General features: G+C 55.0%; 23 protein-coding genes. 15 read left to right on the top strand and 8 right to left on the bottom strand.

Features of this window, described 5'->3' with window-relative positions; all coding sequences use genetic code 11:
- The first annotated feature begins 258 nt into the window (after nt 1–258).
- The 8 genes from GXX57_05610 to GXX57_05645 are packed head-to-tail and all read left to right on the top strand — an operon-like array spanning nt 259 to nt 8,029.
- Entirely contained in the window at nt 259–1,200 is a 942-nt protein-coding gene (locus GXX57_05610) for a MoxR family ATPase (GenBank protein HHV44127.1), read from the top strand.
- Between the two features lie 14 nt (nt 1,201–1,214).
- Entirely contained in the window at nt 1,215–2,099 is an 885-nt protein-coding gene (locus tag GXX57_05615) for a DUF58 domain-containing protein (GenBank protein HHV44128.1), read from the top strand.
- Between the two features lie 13 nt (nt 2,100–2,112).
- Nucleotides 2,113–3,000 carry a hypothetical protein gene (locus GXX57_05620; GenBank protein ID HHV44129.1) on the top strand — a complete coding sequence of 296 codons (888 nt, stop codon included), beginning with the start codon at nt 2,113–2,115 and terminating at the stop codon, nt 2,998–3,000.
- Nucleotides 2,993–3,973: a VWA domain-containing protein gene (locus GXX57_05625; protein HHV44130.1), complete on the top strand. Its 981-nt coding sequence runs from the start codon at nt 2,993–2,995 to the stop codon at nt 3,971–3,973. Before GXX57_05620 ends, GXX57_05625 begins: the two co-directional genes overlap by 8 nt.
- Nucleotides 3,970–4,956, top strand: coding sequence for a VWA domain-containing protein (locus tag GXX57_05630; protein HHV44131.1), 987 nt, complete (start codon nt 3,970–3,972; stop codon nt 4,954–4,956). The genes GXX57_05625 and GXX57_05630 overlap by 4 nt, the downstream gene beginning before the upstream one ends.
- Complete coding sequence (locus tag GXX57_05635; GenBank protein HHV44132.1) at nt 4,953–5,678, top strand: tetratricopeptide repeat protein; 726 nt, start codon at nt 4,953–4,955, stop codon at nt 5,676–5,678. The genes GXX57_05630 and GXX57_05635 overlap by 4 nt, the downstream gene beginning before the upstream one ends.
- Nucleotides 5,679–5,696: 18 nt before the next feature.
- On the top strand, nt 5,697–7,319 hold the full coding sequence (locus GXX57_05640) for a protein BatD (GenBank protein ID HHV44133.1): 1,623 nt from the start codon (nt 5,697–5,699) through the stop codon (nt 7,317–7,319).
- 5 nt (nt 7,320–7,324) lie between these two features.
- Nucleotides 7,325–8,029, top strand: coding sequence for a tetratricopeptide repeat protein (locus GXX57_05645; protein ID HHV44134.1), 705 nt, complete (start codon nt 7,325–7,327; stop codon nt 8,027–8,029).
- Here the strand turns inward: GXX57_05645 and GXX57_05650 are convergent.
- Together GXX57_05650 and GXX57_05655 are read right to left on the bottom strand one after the other, a co-directional pair.
- Nucleotides 8,026–8,988, bottom strand: coding sequence for a hypothetical protein (locus tag GXX57_05650; GenBank protein ID HHV44135.1), 963 nt, complete (start codon nt 8,986–8,988; stop codon nt 8,026–8,028). The genes GXX57_05645 and GXX57_05650 overlap by 4 nt on opposite strands.
- Nucleotides 8,989–9,188: 200 nt before the next feature.
- Nucleotides 9,189–10,019 carry a diaminopimelate epimerase gene (locus GXX57_05655; protein HHV44136.1) on the bottom strand — a complete coding sequence of 277 codons (831 nt, stop codon included), beginning with the start codon at nt 10,017–10,019 and terminating at the stop codon, nt 9,189–9,191.
- Nucleotides 10,020–10,107: 88 nt separating this feature from the next.
- On the opposite strand from GXX57_05655, the gene GXX57_05660 reads away from it, so the two are divergent.
- Nucleotides 10,108–10,308 carry a hypothetical protein gene (locus GXX57_05660; protein HHV44137.1) on the top strand — a complete coding sequence of 67 codons (201 nt, stop codon included), beginning with the start codon at nt 10,108–10,110 and terminating at the stop codon, nt 10,306–10,308.
- A gap of 236 nt (nt 10,309–10,544) precedes the next feature.
- A complete protein-coding gene (locus GXX57_05665; GenBank protein HHV44138.1) occupies nt 10,545–12,296 on the top strand; it encodes a hypothetical protein in 1,752 nt (583 codons plus the stop codon).
- Nucleotides 12,297–12,351: 55 nt separating this feature from the next.
- Here GXX57_05665 and GXX57_05670 read toward each other — a convergent pair whose 3' ends face one another.
- The 6 genes from GXX57_05670 to GXX57_05695 all read right to left on the bottom strand — a co-directional run bounded on the left by GXX57_05670 (nt 12,352) and on the right by GXX57_05695 (nt 19,023).
- A complete protein-coding gene (locus GXX57_05670; GenBank protein ID HHV44139.1) occupies nt 12,352–12,651 on the bottom strand; it encodes a discoidin domain-containing protein in 300 nt (99 codons plus the stop codon).
- A complete protein-coding gene (locus GXX57_05675; protein ID HHV44140.1) occupies nt 12,652–12,861 on the bottom strand; it encodes a hypothetical protein in 210 nt (69 codons plus the stop codon).
- A 16-nt stretch (nt 12,862–12,877) separates the two neighbouring features.
- The gene (locus GXX57_05680; protein HHV44141.1) at nt 12,878–13,756 is read right to left on the bottom strand and encodes a discoidin domain-containing protein; all 879 of its coding nucleotides are present in this window, start codon (nt 13,754–13,756) and stop codon (nt 12,878–12,880) included.
- Nucleotides 13,757–13,772: 16 nt separating this feature from the next.
- Nucleotides 13,773–15,089, bottom strand: coding sequence for an extracellular solute-binding protein (locus tag GXX57_05685; GenBank protein HHV44142.1), 1,317 nt, complete (start codon nt 15,087–15,089; stop codon nt 13,773–13,775).
- Between the two features lie 92 nt (nt 15,090–15,181).
- Entirely contained in the window at nt 15,182–17,980 is a 2,799-nt protein-coding gene (locus GXX57_05690; GenBank protein HHV44143.1) for a hypothetical protein, read from the bottom strand.
- Between the two features lie 26 nt (nt 17,981–18,006).
- The gene (locus GXX57_05695; protein HHV44144.1) at nt 18,007–19,023 is read right to left on the bottom strand and encodes a LacI family transcriptional regulator; all 1,017 of its coding nucleotides are present in this window, start codon (nt 19,021–19,023) and stop codon (nt 18,007–18,009) included.
- A gap of 269 nt (nt 19,024–19,292) precedes the next feature.
- On the opposite strand from GXX57_05695, the gene GXX57_05700 reads away from it, so the two are divergent.
- From GXX57_05700 to GXX57_05720, 5 genes are all read left to right on the top strand, one after another.
- A complete protein-coding gene (locus GXX57_05700; GenBank protein ID HHV44145.1) occupies nt 19,293–20,183 on the top strand; it encodes an AraC family transcriptional regulator in 891 nt (296 codons plus the stop codon).
- A gap of 158 nt (nt 20,184–20,341) precedes the next feature.
- Complete coding sequence (locus tag GXX57_05705; GenBank protein HHV44146.1) at nt 20,342–20,932, top strand: hypothetical protein; 591 nt, start codon at nt 20,342–20,344, stop codon at nt 20,930–20,932.
- A gap of 95 nt (nt 20,933–21,027) precedes the next feature.
- Complete coding sequence (locus GXX57_05710; GenBank protein ID HHV44147.1) at nt 21,028–23,712, top strand: hypothetical protein; 2,685 nt, start codon at nt 21,028–21,030, stop codon at nt 23,710–23,712.
- 40 nt (nt 23,713–23,752) lie between these two features.
- Nucleotides 23,753–24,763 (top strand): hypothetical protein, encoded by a 1,011-nt coding sequence (locus GXX57_05715; GenBank protein HHV44148.1) that lies wholly within the window; start codon nt 23,753–23,755, stop codon nt 24,761–24,763.
- The gene (locus GXX57_05720; protein ID HHV44149.1) at nt 24,744–25,994 is read left to right on the top strand and encodes an extracellular solute-binding protein; all 1,251 of its coding nucleotides are present in this window, start codon (nt 24,744–24,746) and stop codon (nt 25,992–25,994) included. The genes GXX57_05715 and GXX57_05720 overlap by 20 nt, the downstream gene beginning before the upstream one ends.
- Nucleotides 25,995–26,246: the final 252 nt, after the last annotated feature.

Consider the following 26,246-nt stretch of genomic DNA (forward strand, 5'->3'; position numbering starts at 1 on the left):
AAAAGTAGCGGTCTTTCAAGGTGAACACGTGTCCCTCGGGAGAGAGTACCTTTCCTGCCCCCAAAAGCTGGCCTGTGTTAACTTTTTGTTCACATTTCTGTGTTAGAATAACAATATGCTCAACCTTGACAGGCAAAATGAGGGGTCGCTACAATAAGTAAAGATGTACCACACAAGGTGTGGTAGGCGGGGAGGTACCGATCGGTGGGTGACTCAGATTATCTACTACTGAACCACAAAGCCGAAGAAGGTCGTGTGATGGTAAACCGGGTGTTGGAGCAGTTCCATCAAGTGATCGTGGGACAAGACTACCTGGTGGAAAGGCTGCTCATTGGGCTTTTGGCTAACGGTCACGTGCTTTTGGAGGGGGTACCGGGTCTGGCCAAGACCTTGGCGGTTCGCACTTTAGCGGCCTCCATCGCCGCGCGTTTTCAAAGAATACAGTTTACACCGGATCTGTTGCCTGCGGACCTGTTAGGAACGCAGATCTATAACCCCCAGACCGGGGAATTCACCACTCGGAAGGGTCCGATCTTTGCTAACATTATCTTGGCTGATGAGATCAACCGAGCGCCGGCCAAGGTACAAAGCGCCCTCCTGGAGGCGATGCAGGAACGCCAGGTGACCATTGGGGAGCAGACCTTCCCTTTGGAGGAGCCCTTCTTAGTGCTGGCCACCCAAAATCCCATCGAGCAGGAGGGAACCTATCCACTGCCGGAGGCCCAAGTGGACCGGTTCATGCTGAAGTTGCAGGTGGGTTATCCCACTAAGGATGAGGAGAAGGAGATCCTGGAGCGGCAGGCCAAAACCAATCCGCAACTGGAGGTCCATCCGGTGGTGCGGCCGGTGGATATCCTCGAAGCCAGGACTGCTGTGGACGAAATCTATGTGGATCCGAAGGTGAAGGATTATATCGTTGATTTGGTGTTTGCCACCCGGGAACCGGAGGAGTATGGTTTGGCTCACCTCAGAGAGTACATTCAGTGGGGAGCATCACCCCGGGCCACCATCTGCCTGACCCTAGCGGCCAAGGCCCATGCCTTTATCAAGGGTCGGGGCTATGTGACCCCCCACGATGTGAAGTCCGTGAGCCGGGATGTGTTACGGCATCGGATTATGCTCAGCTACGAGGCGGAGGCCGAGGAGATCACCGTGGAAGAAGTGATCAATCAGATTCTTGACGAAGTTCCTGTTCCCTAGGTGGAGGCGGTGAGATGCTACCAAAGGAGTTGGTACGCAAACTAAGAAGGATTCAGATTTATACCGATCGCCTGGTGGACGAGGCATTGGCGGGCCAATATGCCAGTGCCTTCAAAGGTACTGGTATGGATTTTGCCGAGGTAAGGCAGTATCAGCCTGGTGATGAGGTGCGGCGCATCGACTGGAACGTGACGGCCCGCATGGGGACCCCCTACGTCAAGACCTATGAGGAAGAGCGGGAACTGACGGTGCTGTTGCTGGTGGACCTCAGTGCCTCCACCAAGTTCGGCACTAAAGAGCAGCTGAAGTCGGAACTTATCGCCGAATTCTGTGCCGTCTTGGGCTTTTCCGCCCTGAAGAACAACGATCGGGTGGGCATGGGGATCTTTACGGACCGTATGGAATTGTTTGTGCCCCCCAAGAAGGGCCGGCGCCATGTGCTGCGCCTCATCAGGGAAGTTCTATACTTTCAAAGTGATCGGAAAGGTACCGATCTGGAGCAGGCCCTCTCCTTTGTGAACCGGGTGCTCACCCGCCGGGCCGTCGTCTTTCTCATCTCCGACTTCGAAGATACTGGCTATGAGCGGACCCTAAAGGTGGCACAACGGCGCCACGATATTATCGCGGTACGGGTGCTAGATCAGCGGGAACGATCAATACCGAAGCTAGGACTCGTTTCTTTTGTCGATCCTGAAACGGGGGAGCATTTGGTGGTGGATACCACAAGTCCCCAGGTGCGTCGTCGCCTAGAACAGCTTCTCCGGGACCATCATCAGGCCCAGAAGGACATTTTCAAAGCTACCCGGACCGACTGGATCGACATTACTCCTGGTCAAGACTACATTCCAGTACTCCGTTCCTTTTTTGCCGCCCGCAAGCGGAAGATGTCCCGCAGGTAACCGGAGGATGACCATGACTATTCTGAAGATTTGCTTAACGCTGTGTTTAATCCTGTTCGGGTCCACCTTTGCCCATGGGGAGGCGGTGGAGGTTCAGTGTTCCCTCAGCCCGGAAAGCGGGTTCATTGGGGACCTGTTTACCTACGAAGTGGTGTTGCCCCGGGGCAAGGGATATACCCTAGAAGCTCCGGAGTTTCCTCCGGACTTGGAGCAGGTGGAAGTGACGCTGACCGAGGAGGGGGAAACCCTTCGCTATACCTATGTACTGCGTAGTTTCACCCCGGGCCAGTATTTTATCGAGCCTCCCCGGGTGGTGACACCGGAGGGCGAGATTGTGGATACCGTAGGAACCCCGGTGGTGGTGAAGGTGGAAAGCTTGCTTACGGAAGACATCCAAGATATCCAGGGATTAAAGCCCTTGGGGAAGCAGGGATTTGCCCGCAGCAGGTTCATGATGATCTCTTTGGGCCTTCTGACTATCTTGCTGGGTTTAGGTGGGTTTCTTTGGTTGCGACGGCCCGCAGCTACGGTGACGGAGCCTGTACCTGTGCCGGCCCATGTGTTGGCCTACCGGATCCTTGATGAGCTAGGGAGCTTGGAGTTGATCAGGCAGGGGCGGATCCAGGAGTATTACGTGCGTCTTTCCAATTGCCTGCGGTCATATGTGGAAAAAAGGTTTAACGTGCGGGCCTTGGAGATGACCACCGAGGAGTTCTTGGCCAGTTTGCAGGGGGTAACTTTTCTGGAACGGAACCAAAAAAGGACGGTGGATGCCTTCCTCCGGCATTGTGACCTGGTGAAATTTGCCGGTTACCGGCCCGACGAGGCCGAGGCCCTTAGGGCCTATGAGTTGTGTAAAGCATTTGTGGATGAGACAAGGGATGAGACCAGTGTTGTTTAAAGATCCATATTTCTTGTTGCTCCTTGGGTTCATTCCGCTGCTGGTGTTGCCGAAAAGAAGGCCCCAGGCCCTTCCCTTTCCCGCCTTTGGTTGTCTGAAAGGGGCGGGGGGTTCCTGGCGAACCAGGCTGATCAAGCTACCCGTGCTTCTGCGGATCGGTGCCTTGGTGCTCTTTGTGCTGGCCTTGGCTAACCCGGTGCGTACCCTCCGGACCATCCGCTACGGGGAAGGGTTAGATGTGATTCTTGCCATCGACGTTTCCACCAGTATGTTGGCGGAAGACTTCACGGTGGGAAACCAGCGCCAGAACCGCCTGGAGGTGGTGAAAATGGTGGTGGCGGATTTCGTTCGAAAAAGGCAGGATGACCGGATTGGTGTGGTGGTTTTTGGGAAGGATCCCTATACCCTTTCACCCCTCACTTGGGACCGGCAATGGCTGACCCAACAGCTGCAACGGGTGGAGATTGGGATGGTGGAGGATGGTACCGCCATCGGGGCGGCCATCGTGGCGGCGGCCAACCGCCTGAAGGATTCCCCCGCGGAAGAGAAGGTGATCATCCTCCTCACCGATGGGGTGAACAATGTGACTACGGTGGAACCTGCTTTGGCTGCACAGACTGCTGCCGCGCTGGGGATACGGATCTATACCATCGGGGTGGGCAGTCTGGGGCCGGTGCCCTATCCCACCACCGACGCCTTTGGTCGCACCCGGTATGTGAGTGTGCAGATCAATCTGGATGAGGATCTACTAAGACACATTGCAGAGGTTACGGGCGGCCAGTATTACTTCGCCGCCAATACCGAAGAGTTGCAGGAAATCTATGAGGAGATCGACCGCTTAGAGCAAACCCCCATGGAGATTCCAGAGTATCAGATCCAGGCGCCCCTTTATCTGTATTTCCTGTTAGGGGGACTGGTACTTTTGTTGCTGGAGATCCTGTTGAGAGAGACTTGGTTAAGGAGAATTCCATGAAGATGGCATATCCTTGGTTATTGCACCTGTTTTGGCTGATACCAGGACTGACTCTTCTTTATTATGCCGCTGGGAAGAGCCGGAAGCGACAGTTGGCCCTGTTCGGGGAACTGGAGCTTCTTTCCCGAAGCAGTATTGACCTAGGACAGCGTCGGTTCCGGACCACTGCGGTCTTGGTGGTCTTGGGTGTCTTCTTTCTGGTTCTGGCGGCCATCGGTCCCTTGGTTGGTAGCCGTCCCCGCCCGGTGGGCCATGGACTTGACCTGGTCATTGCGCTGGATGTATCTAAGAGTATGTTGGCTCAGGATCTGAAGCCGAACCGGATCGAGCGTGCGAAACTGGCCATCCAAGAACTGATCTTGCAACTGGACGGGGACGCGGTGGGTCTGGTGGTCTTTGCAGGTACAGGATTTGTGCAGGCGCCCCTCACCCGGGACTATGATGCCTTGCTGGCACTTTTGCAACGGATCGATACGGATATGGTGCCCGTGGGTGGAACCAACCTCCAGCAGGCCATTGAGAAGGCCCGGGAGGCCTTCCGGTATGGTTCCGGAGATAAGCAAGTGCTGATTATCGTCTCTGACGGGGAAAACCATGTGGGGGAACCGGTGGCGGCGGCGAAAGAGGCTGCCGCGGAGGGGATCCAGGTGTTTACCCTGGGGGTAGGTACCCCCGAAGGGGAGCTCATCCCCATCGAGGAGCAGGGTGTTGTTACCTACCTGAAGGACAGCACTGGCCGGATTGTCCGGACCAGGCTTGACGAAGAGACCCTGCAGGCGGTGGCCACGGCCGGTGGTGGTCAATACTACCATGCGCTACGGGGGGATTTCGGCCTGATGCGCATCTACGAGGAACAGGTGAAGGCCCAGCGGGAACAGGGGGGCCCTGAGACCATGGAACCCATCAACCGCTATCAGATACCCTTGCTTGTGGCCGTCCTGCTTTTGGGGCTCGAAGTTATGGTGGCAAAGGGAAGGCGATGACGGTGAGGAAAGCAGCTTGGCTGGTGTTGGTAGTGCTGTGCCTTGTGGGGGGAGTACTCATCTATTGGGGGCTCCGTCCGCCGGAGCAAGTGCGCTTTGACCAGGGAGTGAGGGCCTATGAGGCCGGCGATTACTCCCAGGCACTCCATCACTGGCAAGAATCCCTGATCGATCAACCGGGGGATCCGGTGTTGTATTATAATATCGGTAACGCCCATTACCAGCAGGAGGCCTACGACGAGGCGGCCCGGTTCTACAGTGAGACCCCAGACGAGGGCCGGGTGGAGCAGTGGCGGAAATATAACCTAGGAAATGCCCTATACCGGTTGGGTGAGACGAATCCCTCGGTGAAGCTGGAGCGATTTGCCGAGGCCTTGGAATGGTATAAGGCGGCTATCATCGATGATCCGGGGGATCTCGATGCCAAGATTAACTATGAGTTCGTGAAAAAGCAGTTGGAGGAGGAGGCCAGCAATCAAGGGGATAATTCCCAAGATGATGGGGAAGATCCCCAGGAGGAGGAGCAGGACCAGGAGGGGACCGATGAGGTCCAGGAACCAGCAAGTTCATCCCAAAGCCAACCGCAGGATTTTGGGGACACCGACGAGTTGACCTATGAAGAAGCTTTAAGGCTTTTGGAGTTTTTGAGTGTTCCCGAAGGGGAAATCAGGAGTGAGCCACAGCAGAATTGGACAGAATCGCAGACAGAGTACTATTGGTGAGGACAGGAGGGGATTGTGGTGCGCCGGGTGATTTGGGTTGTGGCCTTAGTCTTGCTGCTTAATGCCACGGTGGCAGCCCAGGAGATCGAACTTCTGGTGGATAAATTGGAGATTACACTGTATGATACCCTGCGGCTCGTGGTGCGGGTGCCCGGGTCCAACACCCAACCTAAGCTTTCCCTGCCCGAATGGACGGTGAGCTATCTAGGCTCCGCCTACCGGATGACGTCCATTAACGGGGTGGTGGAACAGTATACCGAATACACTTACCAACTGGCTCCCAAGGAAACCGGTGTCTTCACCATCGGTCCCATCGAGGTGGTCCAAAACGGTCGAACCCTGAAATCGGGGACCGTGGTGATCAAAGTGGTGGAAGGGACGGTGCAACCCCATCCAGATATTTTCCTCACGCTGGAATTGCCCAAGGAACGGGTCTACGTCTATGAACAGGTCCCCTTGACCTTACACCTGTACACGCGGCTGCAGACCGAAAACCTTCAGTGGCCCCAGATCGAAGGGGAAGGATTCGTGCTGGGCCAATTCCAAGATCCCACGGTCCGCACCGAGACGATCAACGGACGAACCTTTCAGGTGGTTTCCTTTGAGACGACAGTGACCTTTATCAAGTCAGGAAAGCAGTCCCTAGGACCCGCCCGAATCCGGTGCGAGATCCTGGAGGAAACCCCCAGCCGCAGCCTTTTTCCCGGCTTTTTCCCCACTTACGAGCGTCGGTCCTTCGTGGCAGTCAGTGAGGCGCTGACCATTGATGTCCTGCCGGTACCTTCTCCGGCTCCGGCGGGGTTTACAGGAGCAATTGGCCAGTTTACCGAACTCCATGTGGAGGTGGATCCCCGTAGTGGTGTAGTGGGAGATCCCTTGACCGTAACTTTCCAGTTGGTGGGGACAGGTACGGCCCAACCCAGTGATCTGCCCGCCTTCCAAAGTAGCGATGACCTCCAGGTGCATCCGGTGAATCTCCGGGAGAAGGATGATACCAGTTGGGTCTATGAGCAGGTGGTCATACCCAAGGCACCCCTCCAAGAGATTCCCAGTCTGACCTTCTGGTATTTTGATCCCCAGAGGGGGGAATACCGCAGTCTGTCCACGGCACCGGTGCCGCTGCAGCTGGTAGGTGAGCCCATCCTATCCCGGAACACCCGGACAGCTGCACCAGGGCCTGCTGTACCTCTGGGGGAAGATATTATGCATATCAAGGTATCCTTGGGAGAACTGCCCGGCTCCGGCACAGGCCTGTGGGTGGTGGCGGCTTCATGGACCCTGGTGGTGGGAGGGATTAGCCTGGGACGTCACCTGAGACAACGGCCAAGACAACCGAAGGTGAAGCCTGGTCCCGATGCACTGCAGCAGTTGTCCGCCTTGGAGCAGCAGGCTGACCCAGGGGAGATCCTACCGGTCCTCCAAAGCTATCTGCAGGCGAAATTTGGACTTTCGACCCCTAGTTTAACGGCGGATCAGATCCCGGCCCTTTTCGGTGCCCAGTTGGAGCCAGAGCTCGTGGCGCGGCTACAGGAGCTATGGGGGACCTTGGAGCAGATCCGCTATGCCCGGGAGAAGAGTAGGGATCAACAATTGTTCCTAATGGCTAAGGAGCTTGTGCGGGAACTGGAAAGGGTAGGTTGAGAGTCGTGGGTGTTGGGATTCTTGTACTGGTGTTGCTTATGGGCCTGGGGATGCCAGTTGCGGCCCAGGAACCGGAAGCGCTCTTTGTCTTGGCCAATGAGCGTTATTTGGCGGGGGACTATGCAGGGGCCATTGAGTACTACGAAGAGCTGGTGGACCTTTATCCCAGTGCCAATGTCTATTATAACCTGGGTAATGCCTATTACCGACAGGGTAAGCTGGGATATGCCATCCTCAATTACCAGCGGGCCCAGCGCCTGGCTCCCCGGGACCGGGATATCGCTCACAACCTGGAGTACTTACGATCCCAAGTCCCTGGGGAGCAGCGATGGGAATTTCGGCACCTTTTTGAACCCTTCACTTGGCGAGAACTGCAGGCGTTATTAGTGATAAGTTACCTGATGTTACTTACCGCTGGACTGTTGGTGCGCAAAAGGACAGCACCTTGGAAAGCGACCCTGGTGCTGACGGGGATGCTGCTGGTCTTCGCCGGGGCGGGGTTGTTGGTAAGGGGTCTAAGCTCCCCCTATGGAGTGGTGGTGGAGGAGGTTGCGGCCCGTTTTGCACCACAACTCCAAGGTACTGTTCATTTTTCCCTCCCCGAAGGGGCCCTGGTCTCCATCTTGGAAGAGCAGGGCGACTGGTATTTGATCAAACAACAAGACCAAAGACGGGGTTGGATACCGAAATCGGCTTGCGAGCTTCTTTAGGTGGCTGGTAACGCCAAAATCTCCCGGAGGATTTCCTCCCTGAACCGATCCAGTTGGGCGAAGTCCATGTGGGGGGCGTAATACCCTTCCAGGGTGCTGTGGTTTTGTTTTGCCCCTTGGATGCGCTGGATGGCCAGCTGTAGCATGCTTTGATAAGCCTCTTTGCTTTCTTGCGCGGCCTGGACTTCGTGGTCATCCAGGGGCCGCTGCAGAAAGTGGGTGGTATCGATTCGGTGGCCATGTTCAGGCTCGAAGACATGAGGGGGATGGGAGGTCACCACCGCAGTGTCTAGGGCCGGAATGAGCACATGCTCCAGCTTCTTTGGCTCCAGGGCACAGTGGTACACTTCATGGTCCAGCTGGTAAAGGGCAGCCAAGTCGACGATGTGGTTGAGGATTTCCTCCTGGCCTGTGCCCGGCGGACCGGTAATTACGTACAGTCTCCGGGCGGTCCCTACGATGCTAGACAAGTAGTTTACACAGCCCTGGGGGGTGATCCCACCGCCAAAGAAGTGACGCACCTTGCCCCTACCTGGGGTGTGGTCCTGGAAGATCTCTTCCCCCAGCTGGATCTTCGTTGCGACCAGTTTGCCCTGATCCACCAATGGTGTGTAGACAGCGGCCTGATCCTGCTTGAGGAGGGCTGCGGCCTGTAGATACCGGTAGGCGCTGGCGAAGGCCGCCGAAATCTGTTTTTTCAGGGCCATAATCTTTTCCCGGTGTACCCGGATCTTGTTTTCGTCCCAGAAGCGGCTGAAATCCAGAACCACCTCAAGGACCGCGGGATACTTGGGTTCCCGCTGATGGGGCGCGGTGCCATCCATTAGAGCCACCTTCAAGTGGGGAATGACCACCGCGTCGAGGGAGTTTTGATCCGAAGAACAGTGGTGAAATTCCACAGGGAAACCTCGGTTCAGAAAATACTCACCGATATGCCGCATATAGGTGGATTTACCCACCCCGGGTCCTCCTTTGAGGATATAGATCCTCTGGAAGGAATCATCGGCGATATAATCATAAAAAGAGTAAAACCCTAAAGAGGTGTTACCTCCGGGGAAAATATGCCTGATCAAGGATTCAGCATACAAAAGAAGACCCCTCCATCTTGTAGTCTCACACTACAATCCATTCTATGAGCCCCAGGCCAACTAAGTGCGCCTTAGCAAGGGACGGTGCCTGTAAAGACGGTGGTGGCGGGACCGGTCATGTAAACCTGTCCGGCGGGATGCCAGTGGATGCTAAGGCGACCGGAGGCCAGGTGCACTTTCACTTTTCTTCCTGTGTAACCATTCAGATGGGCGGCGATGGCAGCGGCACAGGCTCCGCTACCACAGGCCAAGGTTTCCCCCACTCCCCGCTCCCAGACCGCCACCCGGATTTCCGCGGTATTAATCACCTTTACGAACTCCACATTGGTTCTCTGGGGGAAAAGGGGCAGTCGTTCAATCTTAGGCCCCATTACCCTCGGTTTCCCTTCTGTGAAGAGCACACAATGGGGATTTCCCAGGTTTACACAGGTGATCTTCACCGTGACTCCATCGTCTAGGTTAAGGGGGCAAGCGATGACCGCATCTCCCGGAAGCTTCACCGGGATCTCAGCGGGCGCAAACCTAGGCCTGCCCATATCCACAGTAATATGTTTCACTCTATTTTTCGCGATATGTAGGTGGACAAGTCTGGCACCGGAGGGAGTAATGATGGAAAACTCCCTTTTTTTGGTGTATCCCTGTTCCCAAAGATACCTTGCGGCACAGCGCAGCGCGTTGCCGCAGGTTTCTGCTTCACTGCCGTCGGGATTGAAAATCCGTAGGCGAAATCCTGCGGTACAGGGAACCAAAACCAGAAGTCCATCGGCGCCGATACCGAAATGACGATGGCACAGCCGACGGGCCAAGGCCGGCAGGTAAAGACTCGGTTGGCGGTTTAGCCAATCGAGGAGGATGAAATCATTGCCTAGGCCCCGCATTTTCGTGAAGAAAAGCCGTCCCATGGGGACCCTCCTGGGATAAATAATCAAAATTTGTTAATACTACGATCGGAAAAGGGAAATCTAAGACTACAGAAGGGAGGTGCACAAGATGGACTGGGTACGTTCCTTGGGCGTAGCTTTACTGTTGGTGTCGGGACTAGTCCATGCGATTCCTGCGTTAGATTCGGCTTTGAGCAACCTCTTTGGAGGTGTGCCGGTCATCCAGGTCATCGTGGGCATTGCTTCGGTGGTGGTGTCTTTAATCCTACTTTTTGCCGATCGGGAGACTGTCACTACTGAAGGAAACTGATTGTACGTACATAAGTGGATGTAACGGTTTCCTAATATTCTATGCCCCAGGCTCTTGATGTGGCCTGGGGCTTTGTATATCACCCAGCAAGTCCCAGTTTTCTTCAGGTCTCGGATTTGGTCCTGTTTTTGGCCGCTGTTGGCCCTTGTGCTATATGCCAGCGCATTTTACGATGACAACAGAACAGTGTGAGGCGAATCCAGCACAGAAACCCTTGGGGGTGGGGAGGGAGCTAGATGGCGAAGCTGACGGCCAGAGCCCCTTTGGGGGCGGGCGCACCCATCGTGCCGAATATACACAAGGAGGGGGCGGGTATTGTTCAGCTGCCCTGTTGGCTCGAACCCGGCGAGTCAGTCGTCTTGGATTGGGGCCGGAAACGAACCGGCTGGATTCATCTGGCTGGTAAGGGCACCTTGGACTTCCTCTACGCTTCTCACCAGGCCTTCTTTATCTATGGGGACCAGGAATCCTTTTGGCGATTTCCCAATTTCGTAGCCGCCGATGCCATCGGGCAGGTTTTCCTAGGGAAGGAGCCGGTCCCGGTGCAAACCCAGGCGGTGGCTTTGCGGCTTATGCGGCTGACCAATGGAAGTGATGTACCGGCCTTGATTACCGCGGCCTTTCTGGAACCCAGTGAATACCCGGCACAGCCCCAAGGAAGCTTTCGGTGTGACGATGAAGTGTTGAATCAGGCCTGGCAAATGGGAGTGGACACCGTTCATCTGTGTACCCAACCGGCCAGGGCCAGTCAGATTCCGGTCTTTGCCCCCTTCGGGAACGGATATGTTCAGTGGGACGGGTGCCGGACGAACCGGGAGGTGTGGGGTGGGGACCTGAGGGCTAGCGCCTTGGCCTGGTACTACAACTTCGTGGATCAGACTCCAATCGCCAACAGCCTTTATGTGCTTATTAGGGGGCAACATGTGGATTGCAGTGAACACGGACTTTTTCCCGGCAGCGGCTCCACCCGGCAGAAGTATTACGAATGGGCCTTCTGGGAAGTGGTCTGCCTTTATGAGTACCTGCTACATACCGATGACCCCTATTTGAAAGGTCCGCTGCGTTATGCCCTGCCCATGTTTCTACGATGGTGTGAAGGGAAACTGGCGGAAAGTCCCGATGGTTTTATCCATACGGACCGTTCTTGGATGTACACCATTCCCTTCGAGAAACAGGCGCTACCTGCTTTGCAGGTGGTGGCCATCTTGGGCCTGTGGGCCTTGGCTTCACTGTTTCTACTCCTTGACCTTGAGGATGAGGCGCGACGGGCCCAGCGGCTTTTGACCGGAATCCAAGGACGTTTTCACCAATCCTTCTGGGTGGAGGAACTGGGGACCTATCGGTTTGCCCATCTTTATGACGGTGTCTTGCGCTCCGATTTATGCACCAACTGCTGGGCGATCTTGGCGGATTTGGTACCAGAGCCCCGGCAGCTTTTGGAGAGGATCCGAAGGTGCCATGGGACCTCTGTGGGCAGTGTTAATTTGTCCCCGGGAGTACCCTATGCTTCCCCCCATGATGGGACCATCTGGCCCTATGCCAACGCCTATGAGGTGGCGGCCCGATTCCACGCGGGGGATGCGGAAGGAGCTCTGCTTCTTCTGCGGAAATATGCCGGGGCGGTGCGTGAACTGGGGTTGGAAACTATGCCGGAGATGTTCGGGTCCGATGGGTCCCTGCCCATTTTGCCCGATGGCAGTGTTTTCAGCCTGTCCCACGCCTGGGCGGGCCAGGCCAGTTGGGCCCTGCAAAGGTATCTTTTGGGAGTGTATCCCTTAAAGCCCGGTTGGAAACAATTTGCCTTTAAGCCCGCAACTTCCTCCTTAGGTTGGGTACAGGGGGTGGTGGTTACTCCCCAGGGACCCCTGGAGATTACCCTCGAGCGGAAAAAGGATGGATTCCGAGGGCAGGTGGTCTATCCGCAGGGTGTCCAGTGTGTGGTGGACCCAAAAGTAACGGGGCAGGTGAGCCTGCGTCATCGGGGTTAGACGCCGGTAGGGGTATTTGCGCTTCTAGGAATTCCTCCTAGAAGCGCAGGTGGGATTAGTAGATCTCCAGTTCATACAAACGGACGAGATCCGCCTGGGGGATGCCCTTGTGGAAGAGGATCCGGATCTGTTGGGCTACCACCGGCGGGAAACTGTGCACCGGGGCCTGTAGCTGGTTGTCTTCTACATGGAGGATGGTCTTCCAGGTCCCTTCCTCGGAATACTGGATCTCGTATTCGGTATTATAGTACACGAAACCGTGTTCGTTTACGAAGAAGTACAATGCGACCATGTGAATGGTTTCCCGTTGACCCAGATCCACACTAATCCACTGGGGATAACCCGGTTCGGACAACTACCGGGAGTTTTGATCCTCCTTGTCTCCGTCCACGGCCCGATCGGGGGTGAAGTGTAGATAAACGGAACTAGCGGTGGCTGCGGCGCCTAGGGCCAAGTTTACCTTTGGTTCTTCCACTACTTCAGTGGGGATGTAAACACATCCTTGGATCGATAGGATTGCTAACAGAAACAACACAATGGCGGTCTTGCCTTTCGTGTTCCGCATCCTTCATTCTCCTGTCTCAATAGACTTCGATTTCATACAGACGGACCATGTCCGCACCGGTGACACCAGCTTGGAAAGTGACCCGCAACTGTTGGGTCTTCAGGGGTCCTACTTCGTGTTTCGGATCCTGAAGTCGGTTGCCGGTGACGACCTGGGCAGTCTGCCATTGACCGTTATGATCCAGGTACTCTATTAGATAATCGGTGTTGGCGTAGACGTAACCCGCCTCGTTTCGGAAGAAATACAGGTGGACCTCGTTGACCTCACAAACTCTGCCGAAGTCCAGTGTAATCCACTGGGGATAGCCCGGCTGAGACAACCAGCGGCTGGCCTGGCTGGTGTTATCCCCATCCACCGCCAGAGGGGGTTGAAAGTGTTGATAGACCGAACTGGCCTGGACCGTTGCCCCCAAAGCCAAGTTCACCTTTTCGGTGTGCTGGGAGACTACCAGTTCAGCCAAGCGGACAAAGTTATGGGACCCCATGCCCTTGGTGAAGACCACCCTGAGGGCGGAGGTGGTGATAGGGTCAAAGGTGAAGACGGGAGTGATTTGATCGTTATCCACCACGCCAATAAGGGTAGTCCAGTCATTGCCGGTCCAGTATTCGATCCTAAAGTCTCGGACGGCGTAGGTGAAGTTAGCCAGATCTCGGTAGAACTTGAGCTCAATGCGGTTGAAGGCGGCCGGTTGGGTGAAATCCAGTTGGATCCACTGGGGTAGCGTTTGCTCCGGATCGGAGCCCCAGTAGGTCGTCTCCTTGCCGTCAATAGCATTTTCCCCTACGAAGTCCCGAAAGTGTGAGCTTACGGACACCGTGGCTGACACTTGCGCCGCGGCCGGGAGGGTGAGAATAAGTATCAGGAACCATACCAGAAACAGTATGCGTGTTTTCATCGCTTCCACCTCCTGATCACCAAAGGGAATTCCAGTATTCATCAAGCAACAGTTGCATCTGTTCGACCGCTTGTTCCTGGGCCGCAGTGGGATTGGTGAAGCCCATGCGCACGTGGCCCACCATGGTGGTGACCAGCTCCATAAGCCGCTGGTTGATGGGCGGGATGGCCACAGGGATACTGGTTTCCATAGCGAACTTTACATAGTCCCAATAGGGATTGACGTTGTAGTATTGGGGATGTTCGTTGTGTTCGATCACCGGCGAGGGCCGTCCTTGTTGCCGTACGAACCAGCTGCCGCCGTCTAGGGCGGCCGCCAGCCATTCGATGAACAAATAGGCCGCCTGATACTTTTCTGGTGAGACATAATAGGGGATGGTGTTGCCCCAACCCCGGCTGATGGTGCCCGCGGGTGCGGCCCCGGGGTTGTCGGAGTTATAAGGACGGACACCGATGCCGAAGTCTAACTTGGGGAATAGGTCCCAGATGTTTTTGCTAAAACCCGAATGATACAGGCACATGGCCATGTCTTCCGTAAAGAATCGGTTTTGTTCAAAGGCTGCATGCATGAACTGTTGGACCATCGGTGCCCCCAGGGCATCGTCATAGAGTTGGACGATATAATTCAAGGTCTCCAGTCCCCGGCCCTCCTCATGGAAGACCACCTTGCGGCCCTCCGCGTCCAGAAGGGTAGTGTTGTTGCTAGCCAGCCACGAGGGGAACATCTCGCCGATGGTGTTGTATCCCCAGAGGGGATCGATGCCGATTTGCACCAGTTCCCTTCCGTCGGTGATGGTCAGTTTCCGATGGGCTTCCCGCAGAGCTTCCCAGGTTTCTGGGGGACGGTTGGGATCGAGACCAGCTTCCCTGAAGAGCCGTTTGTTGTAATAAAAGGTATTGTCGGTGGCACCGCCGGAGGCCATGGGCAAAGCGTACAGTTCTCCTTGCCAGTAGAGTCCGGCCAATTCTTGGGGATAGAAGATGTCCAGGTCCAGACCGTTTTCTTCCACCAGTTCGGTGAGGGGGACAATCAGGCCTTGGAGTGCCAGATTGGTTAGTTCCTCCCGGGCGGTCATCAGTACATCGGGCCCGGTGGCGCTGATCATGGCCATCATAACCCGATCGGGCCGATTGGTCCAGGATTGTTGTTGGGGGATGATGTCAATCCAGGGATAGTCCTCTTCAAACCGATCGATAACTTCCTGCAACAATACTTCGTTATCGCCGCTCCACCAATGCCAAAAGACGATTTCTACCTTCTGTTGGGCAAGGGCTGTGCTGGCCATCAGGAGAATACACGTTGCAGCGTAAACCAGCATCTTCAGGTTGCGCATTAAAAGATACCCTCCTTGTTTGGACAATAATGTTGTCTTTGGGTGTATGGGAAATAGCCGAAGAAAACGAAAAGTTCCCCCCTTTTCAAAGGTTATTCTTCAGGGTAAACCCCGTAAATGGTCCATTGGGACGGTGCTAGGGTGACAGGAAGCCCAGTAGTCGCCAGGGCTTGGGTAGAATAGGTCCCCAATTCCTGTCCTGTGGTGATCTCCATCACGCGGTAGTGCCCGGGGGGTAGATTGTGCAGGGTGAGCCGAGAACTTACCGGCGGCAGCGCGTCTAGTTCTGCCTGACTGTACTCCCTTCCCCCGTGATCTTCCGGCTTGTAATAGGCCATGACGTAATAGCCATCCTCAGAACACCGGGCGGCTACGGCTAGGCGTCGGGCGGGGGTGTTTACCACCGGTGTGATGCCGCCCCATGATTCCAAGACGTTTCGCAAGCCACCACTGGATGCCAGAGCCACTTCGCCCAATAGTACGAGGACCTTGCCCTGACCGTAGGAGAGTTCTAGAACCGCCGGTTCGCCGTTGGAAAAACGGGCCAAGACCTGCCCCGGTGCACCGGTGACTACCCGGTTTAGCATCCTAAGCTGGACACCGTCTAATGTGGCCGTATCTTCCCTAAAGACCCACTGCAAAGATCCGGTGAGCCCCAGTTGACGCAGTAGATCCACCTTGCCTTCAAGGTTCCGCAGGGTAACCAGGTAGTCTTCCCGATCCAACCCGATGATCAAGTTGCCTCCCGCGGCCACAAAGTCCAAGATCTGCTTTCGGGCTTCTCCGTTGATGACTGGTGCATAGTCGATCCAGAGGGTGGAGATGTTGTCGTATAGTTCCTTGGGACTATAATCAGTCACCCAAAGGCAGGTTAGTTTTTCCTGGAGGTTCAAATAGGCGATTTGGCTTCCGGTACGATATCCCCAGTCGAGAAAAGCAAAGGAGCCTTGGCGGTGGATGTGGCTGTCGAAGGAGAAAAAGGCACCAAGACCGGAATTGTGGGGCTGGCTATCCTGTAGAATCTGGGCCGCTTTGGCGATGCTATCGAAGGTGGTCATACCTTCGCTGACCCAATCCATGCCGTACACCCGTTGAAACCGGTTGTTCCATACTAGATTGAACGAGTCGAAGTGTCCGTAGGCAAAGGCGTTGTAGACCATGGCATCTAGGGAGGAAGCCTGGGGTGGGGTGTAACTGGACTCGCCGCGGTAAGGGACCCTCTGCCAATAGGTCACCGACCGAAAGACTTGATCCAGGGGACTGTTAGCTGCTCCAAAGGCAAAACCAGTCTGTGGATCTAGTTCCCGGCTAATCTTTTCAAAGACGCCGGTTCCCAACAGAGCGTAAATATATAGGGGTCGAGTAGGGTCCAGGACCCGTACTACCTGGGCCTGGGCTAGTACATGGTCTACCACCAATTCCTGTTTAAACCGAAGAAAATCCAGCCACAAGGGATCGTCGTTATAGGTGATGTCCCACCGGGGTTTGGGCGGGGAGAATTCCTCCCAGGTGCTATGGTTCGTATTGTACTTGGCGTTTGCGATGGAGATTTCACCATGGAGTTCTTCCAGGTAGGCTTGGAAAGCTTCTTGGGCGAAGGGAGAGTAATCGTAGAGGGTTCCCCGTGTGGCGTTGTCCGAAAGAATACTCTCAATTCCACCGGGAAGCAGGACCCAACCTAGGACCCGGGGATCTCCCTTGAAGTATTGGACAAGACTTGTTAAGGCCTTTAGGGCTGACTCCCGGTACAGAGTGCTGGCGGGGCTGGGTGGGAAAAAATAGGCCCCTTCAGCAGCTCCTTCCCCCGCAGAAGTGCGGGGTGATCCATCCTGGTCCAATTGACCCTGGTCCCACAGCCATAGCGGCAGTTGATCCATGGCGGGGTAGAAGCCTAGGAAGGCTTTGGTTCCCAGTTTTTCGATGTAATCCAGTCGTTCTTCTAGGTAGTCGAACTGGTATACCCCCGGGAGGGGCTCAAAATCCTTCCAACTAATGAGGATCTCCGGGGTGTGACCGGCGGCCACCACGGTCTGGGCCCAGGTTGCAAAATTGTCCCAGTCGTGGCGATCGAAGGCGGTGATGTTACTGTGAGTGGAGACTACATCAGAAAGGGGGATCGCGGCAACCGGTGGATCGGGCAGTTCTTCCCTAATCCCTACCAGTGTTACAAAGGAATCCAGCAGCAGATCTCCCCGGAACAGTTGCCAGGTGATTTCAAAGTAGGTGCCGGGAAAATCCAGGGCCAGCTCCACCAAACCAGTGCGGATATCTACCTCTTCTTCATGGAGGAGATCGAAATCGTGGTTTTCTACTTTAAGGAGTAACCTTTGATCCGGGGCGGGGGCTACATCGAAGGGGATTTCTACCCACCGCCGATGGGACACCACCTGCCTGGGTGCGGCGAAGAAGCGGCCACCCTGGAGGACCGGGTTTCCTGTGTTCCAGCCATGGGCAGCTTCGATACCGGCGATCTGGTCTAGGATGTACCGGTGGGTATACAATAGACGGCCCGATTCATGCCGGATGTATATGTACACATAATAGGTTCCCCGGGGCAGCACCGGCAGCTCCAGGTGTTCCAAGGACATGGAGATGTTGTAGTCGAGGGGAAACAGGTTCCAAACGGCATCCCTTTGGAGGTCTGTGGGTACGATTTCCACATAGATCTCGTAAGAAGCCCGCCGGTTCCAGACCCCTGGTACGTTCATGATCTCATTCCAGGTGAAATAGGGCGATTGTCCTTGCCCCGTCCGGAGGAAGTTCTGTCCCGTAAAGACCAGCCTTCCCCGAATGCTCTGATCCAAATCCCGCAACTGCCATTTGAGCTCGGTGGCAAAAACGCTGCCGGAAAACATAAGGAGGAGAATCAGGATTATCCATAGGGCCTTCAACGGTTTCACTCCCTTAATAGTTGAATCTATTCCAGACGGAAAGGTAGGTGCTGGATCAACCGGGTTTGGAACACATGGGTTTGGGGTTTCTTCGGCGCCGGATTGTCCAGGACCAACTCCATACAAGCATTGGCTATGGCCTGGGCGTTTTGGATGCCGCAAAGGAGCGGCACCCCAAAATGTTGGACCAAAGAAACGTCGTCAAAAGTGGCCAAGGCAATGTCCTTAAGGCGACCTCGGGTGGAGAGGATCGCCAGCACCCGCTTGCAAACCCCCTCGTTCACACAGAAGATGCCATCGAGGGGTTGGCGTTGGAGTCTATCCAAGAGCCATCGTTCCAAGCACTCCGGTTCACTGATGCTTTCCGGAGCGATGAGCTCATCGTCCACCGGAATTCCCCGGGCGGTTAGTGCGTCGAGATAACCCTGCAGCCGGAGTTCCACCGAGGAGACTGCCTCCCTGTGCATGAAGGCGATGTGCCGCACGCCCTGATTCAGGAGGGACTCCACCAGCTGTCTAGCTCCCTGGTAGTGATCCGTGGTGACCACCGTAGCGGGAAACCCCTGGGGGTGGCAATCGAGGAAAACTAGGGGGATGCCACTGTTGATCACCTGTTGATAATAGGGGATGTTTTGCTCACAGTGCTTCACCGGCCGGATGATGATTCCGTCCACCCGGCGTTTCATGAGTAATTGCAGGTTTTCCGCCTCGGTGAAGGCGCTGTCGGAGGAGGTGCATATATAGGCCGCATAGCCGTGTTCCATGGCACTCCTTTGAATCAGCGCAAAGATCTGGGGGAAAACGTGCCCGCCGATGGTGGAAGGCACAACGATGCCAATGGTTCTGGTGGTGGAGGAGTGTAGTGCTTGGGCCACGTGATTGGTGACGTAGCCCAGCTCCTGGGCCACCTGAAGTACTTGCCGTGCTGTTTCCGCCTTCACCAGTGGTGAACCCCGCAGGGCCCGGGACACGGTGGCCGTGGACAAATTCAGCCGAGCGGCAATGTCGGAAATTGTTGGTCGTTTACAATTGTTACGATCCATGTCTACTCCTGTTTATATCAATAGTTAGTTTACGAATGTTACTAAGCAGTAATTCTCCAGTAGAGAATGAAAATCCTGCAAATCATAGATCATTTCTTCAGAGCCTGACATCGGTTTTGCAATGGGATAGGAAAGGTCCCACCTTTAGATGAGGTAACGAGTATCATCCCCTTGGGGGGATAGTGCAAGACCTGCCCTTTCCAGAAGGTGCATACCGCAAAGTTGGCGAATAGGTGAGGTGAGAATGAAAAGCTGAAGGGATCGTGTCCATGTCTAAACTGCCGAAGCGACGGGGTGGTATGCCCTATGATTCGTTAATCCCCTTTGTTATCGATCGGGCCCAACGGGACAGTCTGGTCATGGAACCCCATTGCCATGATTCCCTGGAGATCTTCTACGTCTATTCCGGTAAGGTGTCCTATTTTATCTCGGAACGGTGCTATGAGATTGGTTCCGGGGAAGTGGTGGTCATGAACCCCAAGGACATCCACTGGATTAATCCGGAGCGGACAGAGTACCATGATCGCTTGATTGTTTTGTTCTCCATTGACCTTATCAGTGGCCTTGACGATATGCAGTATCGACGGTTGCTTTCTCCCTTTTACGATCGACCCAAAACCTTCTTTCATCTGCGGAAGCTGGGTGCTTATCGGGAGGCCTTTGAGAAGACCTGTGATCTACTTATGTTTGCTTACCAACATGAAGATGAGCACCGGCCTTTGCGGATCCAAGCCCTGATGGTCCATCTGTTGACTTTGCTTTATGAATGTTACCGGGCTGAGGGCCCCCGCGCCCACGCTTTCAGTGATTGTGTGGCCCAGGCTATTCGCTTGGTGAATGAGAATTATTGCTACGAGGTGGGCCTGACCGATGCGGCCAAAGCCCTGCATATCAGTAAGTATCACTTGTCCCGGACCTTCCGGGCGGAGACTGGGATAAACTTCAGTGACTACCTGATTTACCGCCGGATGCAGGTGGCCAAGCAGCTGTTGGCTGACGAGGAAAGCACCATCGCCGATGTGGCCCGGGCGGTGGGCCTTACACCTACCTATTTCAGTCGCCTCTTCCGGCGGGTGGTGCACATGAGTCCTAGCCAGTACCGCAACAAAGTGCAAAAGGAAGGCAATATATTCATTGATGCTACCCTGGAAAATCGATAAAATAGTCACAAAGAGAGGATTTGGGTTATCGGAATTTGCTGTTTTCCGGCGCCCTGTCCTTGCCTGGTGTTGCTGCTTGAAGATGTTTTCAAAAACAATGAGGGAAAGGAGTTGAAGAGATAGGCGAGGCGTCTGTTTCGGAAACTTGCCTACAACACATGAAAAGACTGATAACTCTACTTGTGTCGTTGCTTATCCTAGGACTAATGGGTTGCATCTGCATAGAGGCGGTTTCCCTTGTTCCCAATGGTAGCTTTGAACAGCTGGATGACCAAGGATGGCCCGTAGACTTCGGTAGTCAGGTTTTTGCCGGGAACATCAAGTACGCGGTGGACAACCAGGTGAGTCGGACCGGCAACAACTCGGTGGTGATCGAGAGCGATACTACAGGGCGAGGTCGGGTAGACACGTATGTGAACGTAACCGAGGGATCTGTTTACCAGATTACTGTTTGGTACCGTACTGAAGCCACCGTTAAAGCCGATACCATCAGAGTCCGACTGCTGTCTTTCCCGGGGAAGGCCTTCAAAGAAGAGCACGCAATCGAATCACCTAACGGAAAGCTGGATTTCTCCGATGGTAACCTGATGATTACCGCCTATGAGAATGCGGTGGGTGAGTGGAAGCCAATCACGCTTACTTTCCAAGTTCCATCGGGTGTAAACCGGATTCAAATTGAGCTTTTCAATTGGCGGGCCGAAGGAAAGATCTGGTTCGATGATCTTTCCATGGTGGAAATCGTGGAATAAACCTAGAGGAAGAAACAAGGGAGGTTCTGGCCGAGGGGCCTGCCTCCCTCTTTTTGTCCCCGGAAAGACTGTGATAACAATGGGGGTAAGTGATCATGCGAAAACCTTTGCATCTTTCGATTTTTCTCGCCCTGTGCCTGATTGTCCTGTGGTGGCCCGTTATTTGTTCTGGCTCCGCAGCCCTTGATTTTCCCCTTACTTCTCCCTTTAGTGCCCGGTGGCATGGGGAAGAGACCACTGGGGGATTTACTCAGTTGCTGATAGAGGAGGATACCCAGGCTTTGCTGATCGGCAAGGCCGCGGATGCTCCCAATGGCATGCAGTCAGCCTTCCTGGTCTTCGACGTGCCCATTGTGGAGGAACGGCTGGTGGTGGAGTATCGGTTCAAGACCGATTGTCCCCAGGGCTATTTTGCTCTTCCTTACATCTACGACACCAACAACCGGGCCTCCCTCACTGCAGGCTATAACCTGGATGGTTTCTTTCAGGTGCATGACTCCGGAAACCGTCTCCAGCTCTTCCAGCCGGAAGTGGGAGTCTGGCACCACTTTAAAGTGATCCTGGATTTCACCACCCGCACCTATGATCTTTACGTAGACGGGGAACTAATCCGGAAGGACCTGCGGTTCAGACATAACGATTCCCGGAACGTGGCCAAGATCAGCTTTTACCTGGATGGCAATAACACTGGTCAGTTCCTAATTTCCCATGTGGTTGTAAAACCCTTCGTTCAGGAGCAGGTCCAGAGTGCTATCGATGGGGCTTTTGCCGAAGCCAATCTGCGTTATCTACCTTACCGTAGGGTTTTTCAGGTACAAACGGGGGATCCCACTTTGGAAAAACAATCCGTCGTCCTTGGGGAAGAGATCTTGACCCTGTTGGCAAAGGAAGGGGCCCAGCTGGAAATCCAGGCCGGGGAAGTGCTGATGCGCTGGCCGGCCGAAGTCTTTGCCGGCCTGGATATCCATCAAGGGCAGGAAGTGGTGATTGAATTTTGCCAGGAGGAGGTGCAGGGGATTCCCGAGGATAGCGGGGCCTTGCGGTTCCTCAGCTCACCCCTAAGGCTTGGGCTCTTGGTGGTAGATGGGGAAGAGAAAAGAGAGGTTAAAGAACTGAGTGTACCCATCGAAGTCGTCTGCACCGGTGAGACTAATCTGGCTGCAGGTGCGTATTTGTTTACTGAGTCGGAAGGATGGAAGTTTGTAGACGGAGTCATCGCCTATGAGGGTGGCTTCATGAGGTACCGCACGGGCCTGTTGGGTACCCTCGGCGTGGCCACTGTGCAGACGGTCTATCAAGATTTGGAAGGGGAAGAATCCATTAAGGCCACAGTGGATATCCTGGCCAGCAGACAAATCTGGCTTGCTGCCGGGGATTATTTCGAACCCGATCGTCCGATGACCAGGGGTGAGTTTGTAGCGGCTTTGCAGCAGGCGGTGAACTCGCCAGGCTTCGAGAACTTGTTTGGGACCGATTCTCAGGAAGGGGATCAAAACGTCATTTCCCGGCAGGAGGCTGCATACCTGCTCCTGCAGGCCTATGAATTTCTCACCGACCGCCGGATCGGTGACCTGGTGAAGTTTGTGATGGTTAATCCCCAGGATCTTTCCCAAGTGGAGCCCCAGTGGCGGGATGCGGTCTCTGCGGCCACATTCTTGGAGATTGTAGAGCTTTCGGACCGCCGATTCTTACCCAAGGAGCCCGTTACCCGGGCAGAGGGAGCCAAGATGTTCCTCGCACTCCTTGAGGCAAGCCGCCAAATTCAAAGGGTAGGGGAGGAGTTTTCATACTTTACCTTGGTAAGCCATCCTTTGCTCTATGAGGCCTACTACAAATCGCCGAACCTGAATGTGGGCATTACCGCAAGTGGTGCCTATGGGGTGAATGTTGCCTATGACCAGGGGCAGAGCACCCGGTGGTATATTGAAGAACAACGGGTGGGGTATAGTCTCATCCAGGCCGGAGTGTTCCGGAAAATCGAACTGGGCAATGATCTGGGAGCCATCGATCTGGGTTGGCGGGCCTTCCAGTGGGGCTTTGAACAGCAGGCGGCCGATGGCAGTTTCCCAGGAACCGGGGACGCCTATCACAGTACCTCCTTTTTCCTGGACGCGGTGGCACGGGCCTTGCTGCTCCAACGCCAAAGCACGGATCCAGCCTATCTAATCACGATCCTGCGGTATTTGCCCAAGTTGTACGGGGGAGCTAAGTACCTGGCCATGCCTAGTGAGCTTGGGGCCTACCGGGCGACCGGCGCCTTGGATCGGTTCACCCATCGGTACTTCTTCTTGGCTACAGTCTTTGGTTTCACCGCGGAGCTGACCAATGATGCGGAATTGGCTAGCCTTGCGGAGGAGCTGGCTTGGGAAGGAATCTCCAAACAGACCGCCGAGGGAGTCTTGCCCGAACGGGGTGGCTATGATTTTGGCTACCAGGCGGTGGCCATCGAAGCTGCCTGCCGGTATTACACCGTCTGCCGGGATCCCCATCTGCGGGCGGCCCTCAGGGATATGCTCTGGAAGGCCATGAATTACCAGCTGACCAAGTTAGATGGGAAGGGCAATGTGGATTTCAGTGACAGTACCCGTATCGGCCAGGAAGTGACTAGGGAAGGCGAGGCGAAGACGGCCTCGGAGCGCTCGGCTTACTATGGGCTTACCTTCTTGTCCCAGATCCTCGACCGGGTGGAGTATCGCAAGATCGCGGAACAAATCGGGGTGAGGCAAGGGTATATCACCCTCAAGTGGTGGGCGGAACAGAACAATATCAGCCTGTTTTGATCGTGTGTGCCGTTGGTCACAGTTGGGAGGAAGGATCTAGTTGTCACTGTTGCAGTTGCTCAATGCTCCGCTGCTTTTAGAAGCGTATTACAAACCCCTTCGGATCCGCACAAATTGCGCTCCCAGCGGAGCCTACGGTTACAATATTGCCTATGAACAAGGGAAGATAGACCATTGGTTTGTGGAGGAACAACGGGAGGGAATCCATGCGGTGCAGGCCGGGGTGCTGCGGAAGCTGCGGCTGGGCACCGACGGTGGGGCCGTGGACCTGGGCTGGCGGATCTTTTGCTGGGGCTTTGGTCGGCAGGGCCCCGCCGGGGACTTTCCCGGCTGCCGGGACAAGTATCACAGTACGTCCTTTTTTCTCGAGGCAGTGGCCCGGGCTTTGTTGTTACAGCAGGAGACCGGAGATCCTGCCTACACAAAGTTGAATGAAACCTACACCCCGAAACTGGTGGCCGGTGTGCGGTGGATGACCAGGCCCGGGGAAGTTCAGGCCTACAGAGATACCGGTGCCTTGGAGCTTTTTACCCATCGGTATTTTTACCTGGCGTCCCTTTTTGCCTTTACCGCGAAACTGACACAGGACGAAAACCTCTATCAGTTTGCCAGGGACCTGGTCCTGGAGGGGATGGCCAAACAGACCCCTATCGGGGTTTTGCCGGAACGGGGTGGCTATGATTTTGGCTACCAGGCGGTGGCCATGGAGTGCGCTGCCCGGTATTATGTTGTTTGTCCGGATCCCGATATAAGAAAGAAGCTGCTGGAGATGCTCCTCCTGGCCATGACCTTTCAGCTGACCAAGCTGGACGGGGCGGGCAATGTGGATCTCAGTGATAGCACCAGGATCGGTAAAGAAAAGACCCGCGATGGCAACTGGAAGCAGGCCACCGAAAAATCTATTTTCATCAGTTTGGTCTACCTGGGAAGTATTACGGGAAACGATGAGTTTACCAGGCTTGCCGAAGAGATCGGGTGGCGGCAAGGTTACTTTACAAGAAAAGACATCCTTTCGAGGAGGTATGGAGAACATGAGGAAAAAGGCACTTAGTATCCTGGTTTTGTGTATTGTGTTGGGGATGGCCGCTTCGGTGCAGGCGGTGACCATTCGTCATTTAGGGGTCAGTACCTCGGGCCAGGATGAATGGTTAAAGGAGATGGCGAGGCGCTTTGAAGAGGAGACGGGAATCAAAGTGATGATTGATGCAGTTTTGGCCTCGGGCCTGGAAGAACACTTGATTTTGGCTTCCCTGAGCGGTACTCTGCCCGATGCCGTCAGCACCAGCATGGCCCAACCGGGCTTAGGGGAGCTGGTGGTGGATCTGCGTCCCTTCATCGCCAAGGATCCGGACTTTGATCTCAACGCCTATGCACCTGCGGTGTGGGCCGATGTGGTGATGCCGCCGCAGTCCCCCTATGTCGGGGCGGTAGTAGGCTTGCCCTACAGTCTGTGGACCTATGGGGCCGCGGTGAATACCATCTATTTCGAGGAAGATGGTATCGACATTCCCGCCGCCGGGTGGACCTGGCAAGACCTGCGCAGCCTGGCGATCAAGCTGAGTAAGGACGAGGACGGTGACGGATACTACGACCGTTTTGGCTGGAGCCTTCGTCCCACCTGGACCCGGATGGGGGTTTTCCTACATCACGGTGGAGGTCAGTGGCTGGATGATCCGCTGTTCCCACAGAAGAGTAGGGTGTTGGATGAGGCCGTACGGGTAACCTTCGACTTCGTCCGTGAACTGAGCGAACTGGGTGTGGTACATTTCTACGATGAGCGGGGCTTTGCGCGGGGTGTGTCCGCGATGTCCTATGAGGCTGGTTCCACACTGCCCCATACGGTGGGCAGGTTCAATTCCGGTGTGGAGTTTGATTACGTGCCCTTTGCCCAGGGTCCCAGCGCCAATACCGGTGGGGAGTTGACCGTTCAGATTAACAGTATGCTCAGAACCACCGAGCATCCAGAGGAAACCTGGGAGTGGCTCAAGTTTATTTCCTACAACTACGAGAACCAAGTACTGTTGACCCAGGTGGATCGGATCCCCGCGGTTACAGCCGCAGTGCAGGTCTATTTCCAAGATATGCTTACGGCGGAGCCCAGTATTATCCACTTATTCAACATTATTGCTGATCCCACATCCTTCTCCCGCCCCTACGGTGTGACACCGGTGGGAGATCTCATTGACACCTGGATTCCCCGGGCTATCGTTACGCGGGAGATCAGCTTAGACGAGGCCCTCAGCCAGCTCGATGCTCTCATCAACGTAACATTGAAAAAGTAGCCTGGCGGGTCTAAGGACCGTTGTAAATCTAGGGCTCATCCACAGGTGGAGGAACAGGGAAAAACCTTTCTCCACCTGTTTGCCTTCCCCCTGACCAAACCTTAGCCCACCTTACTGTCCCCCAGGAATTGATCCCTCGTCGCTACATCCTCATATCAGGAAAGCCGGCGCCAATTCACGGATAATTTGGACCTCTTGTGGGGAAACCGTTGTACCCAGCTCCTCCCCGGTGCAAGACTTGTGCGCAATAGA

The sequence above is a fragment of the Bacillota bacterium genome, from assembly GCA_012839765.1.
Taxonomy (GTDB): Bacteria; Bacillota; Limnochordia; order DUMW01; family DUMW01; genus DUMW01.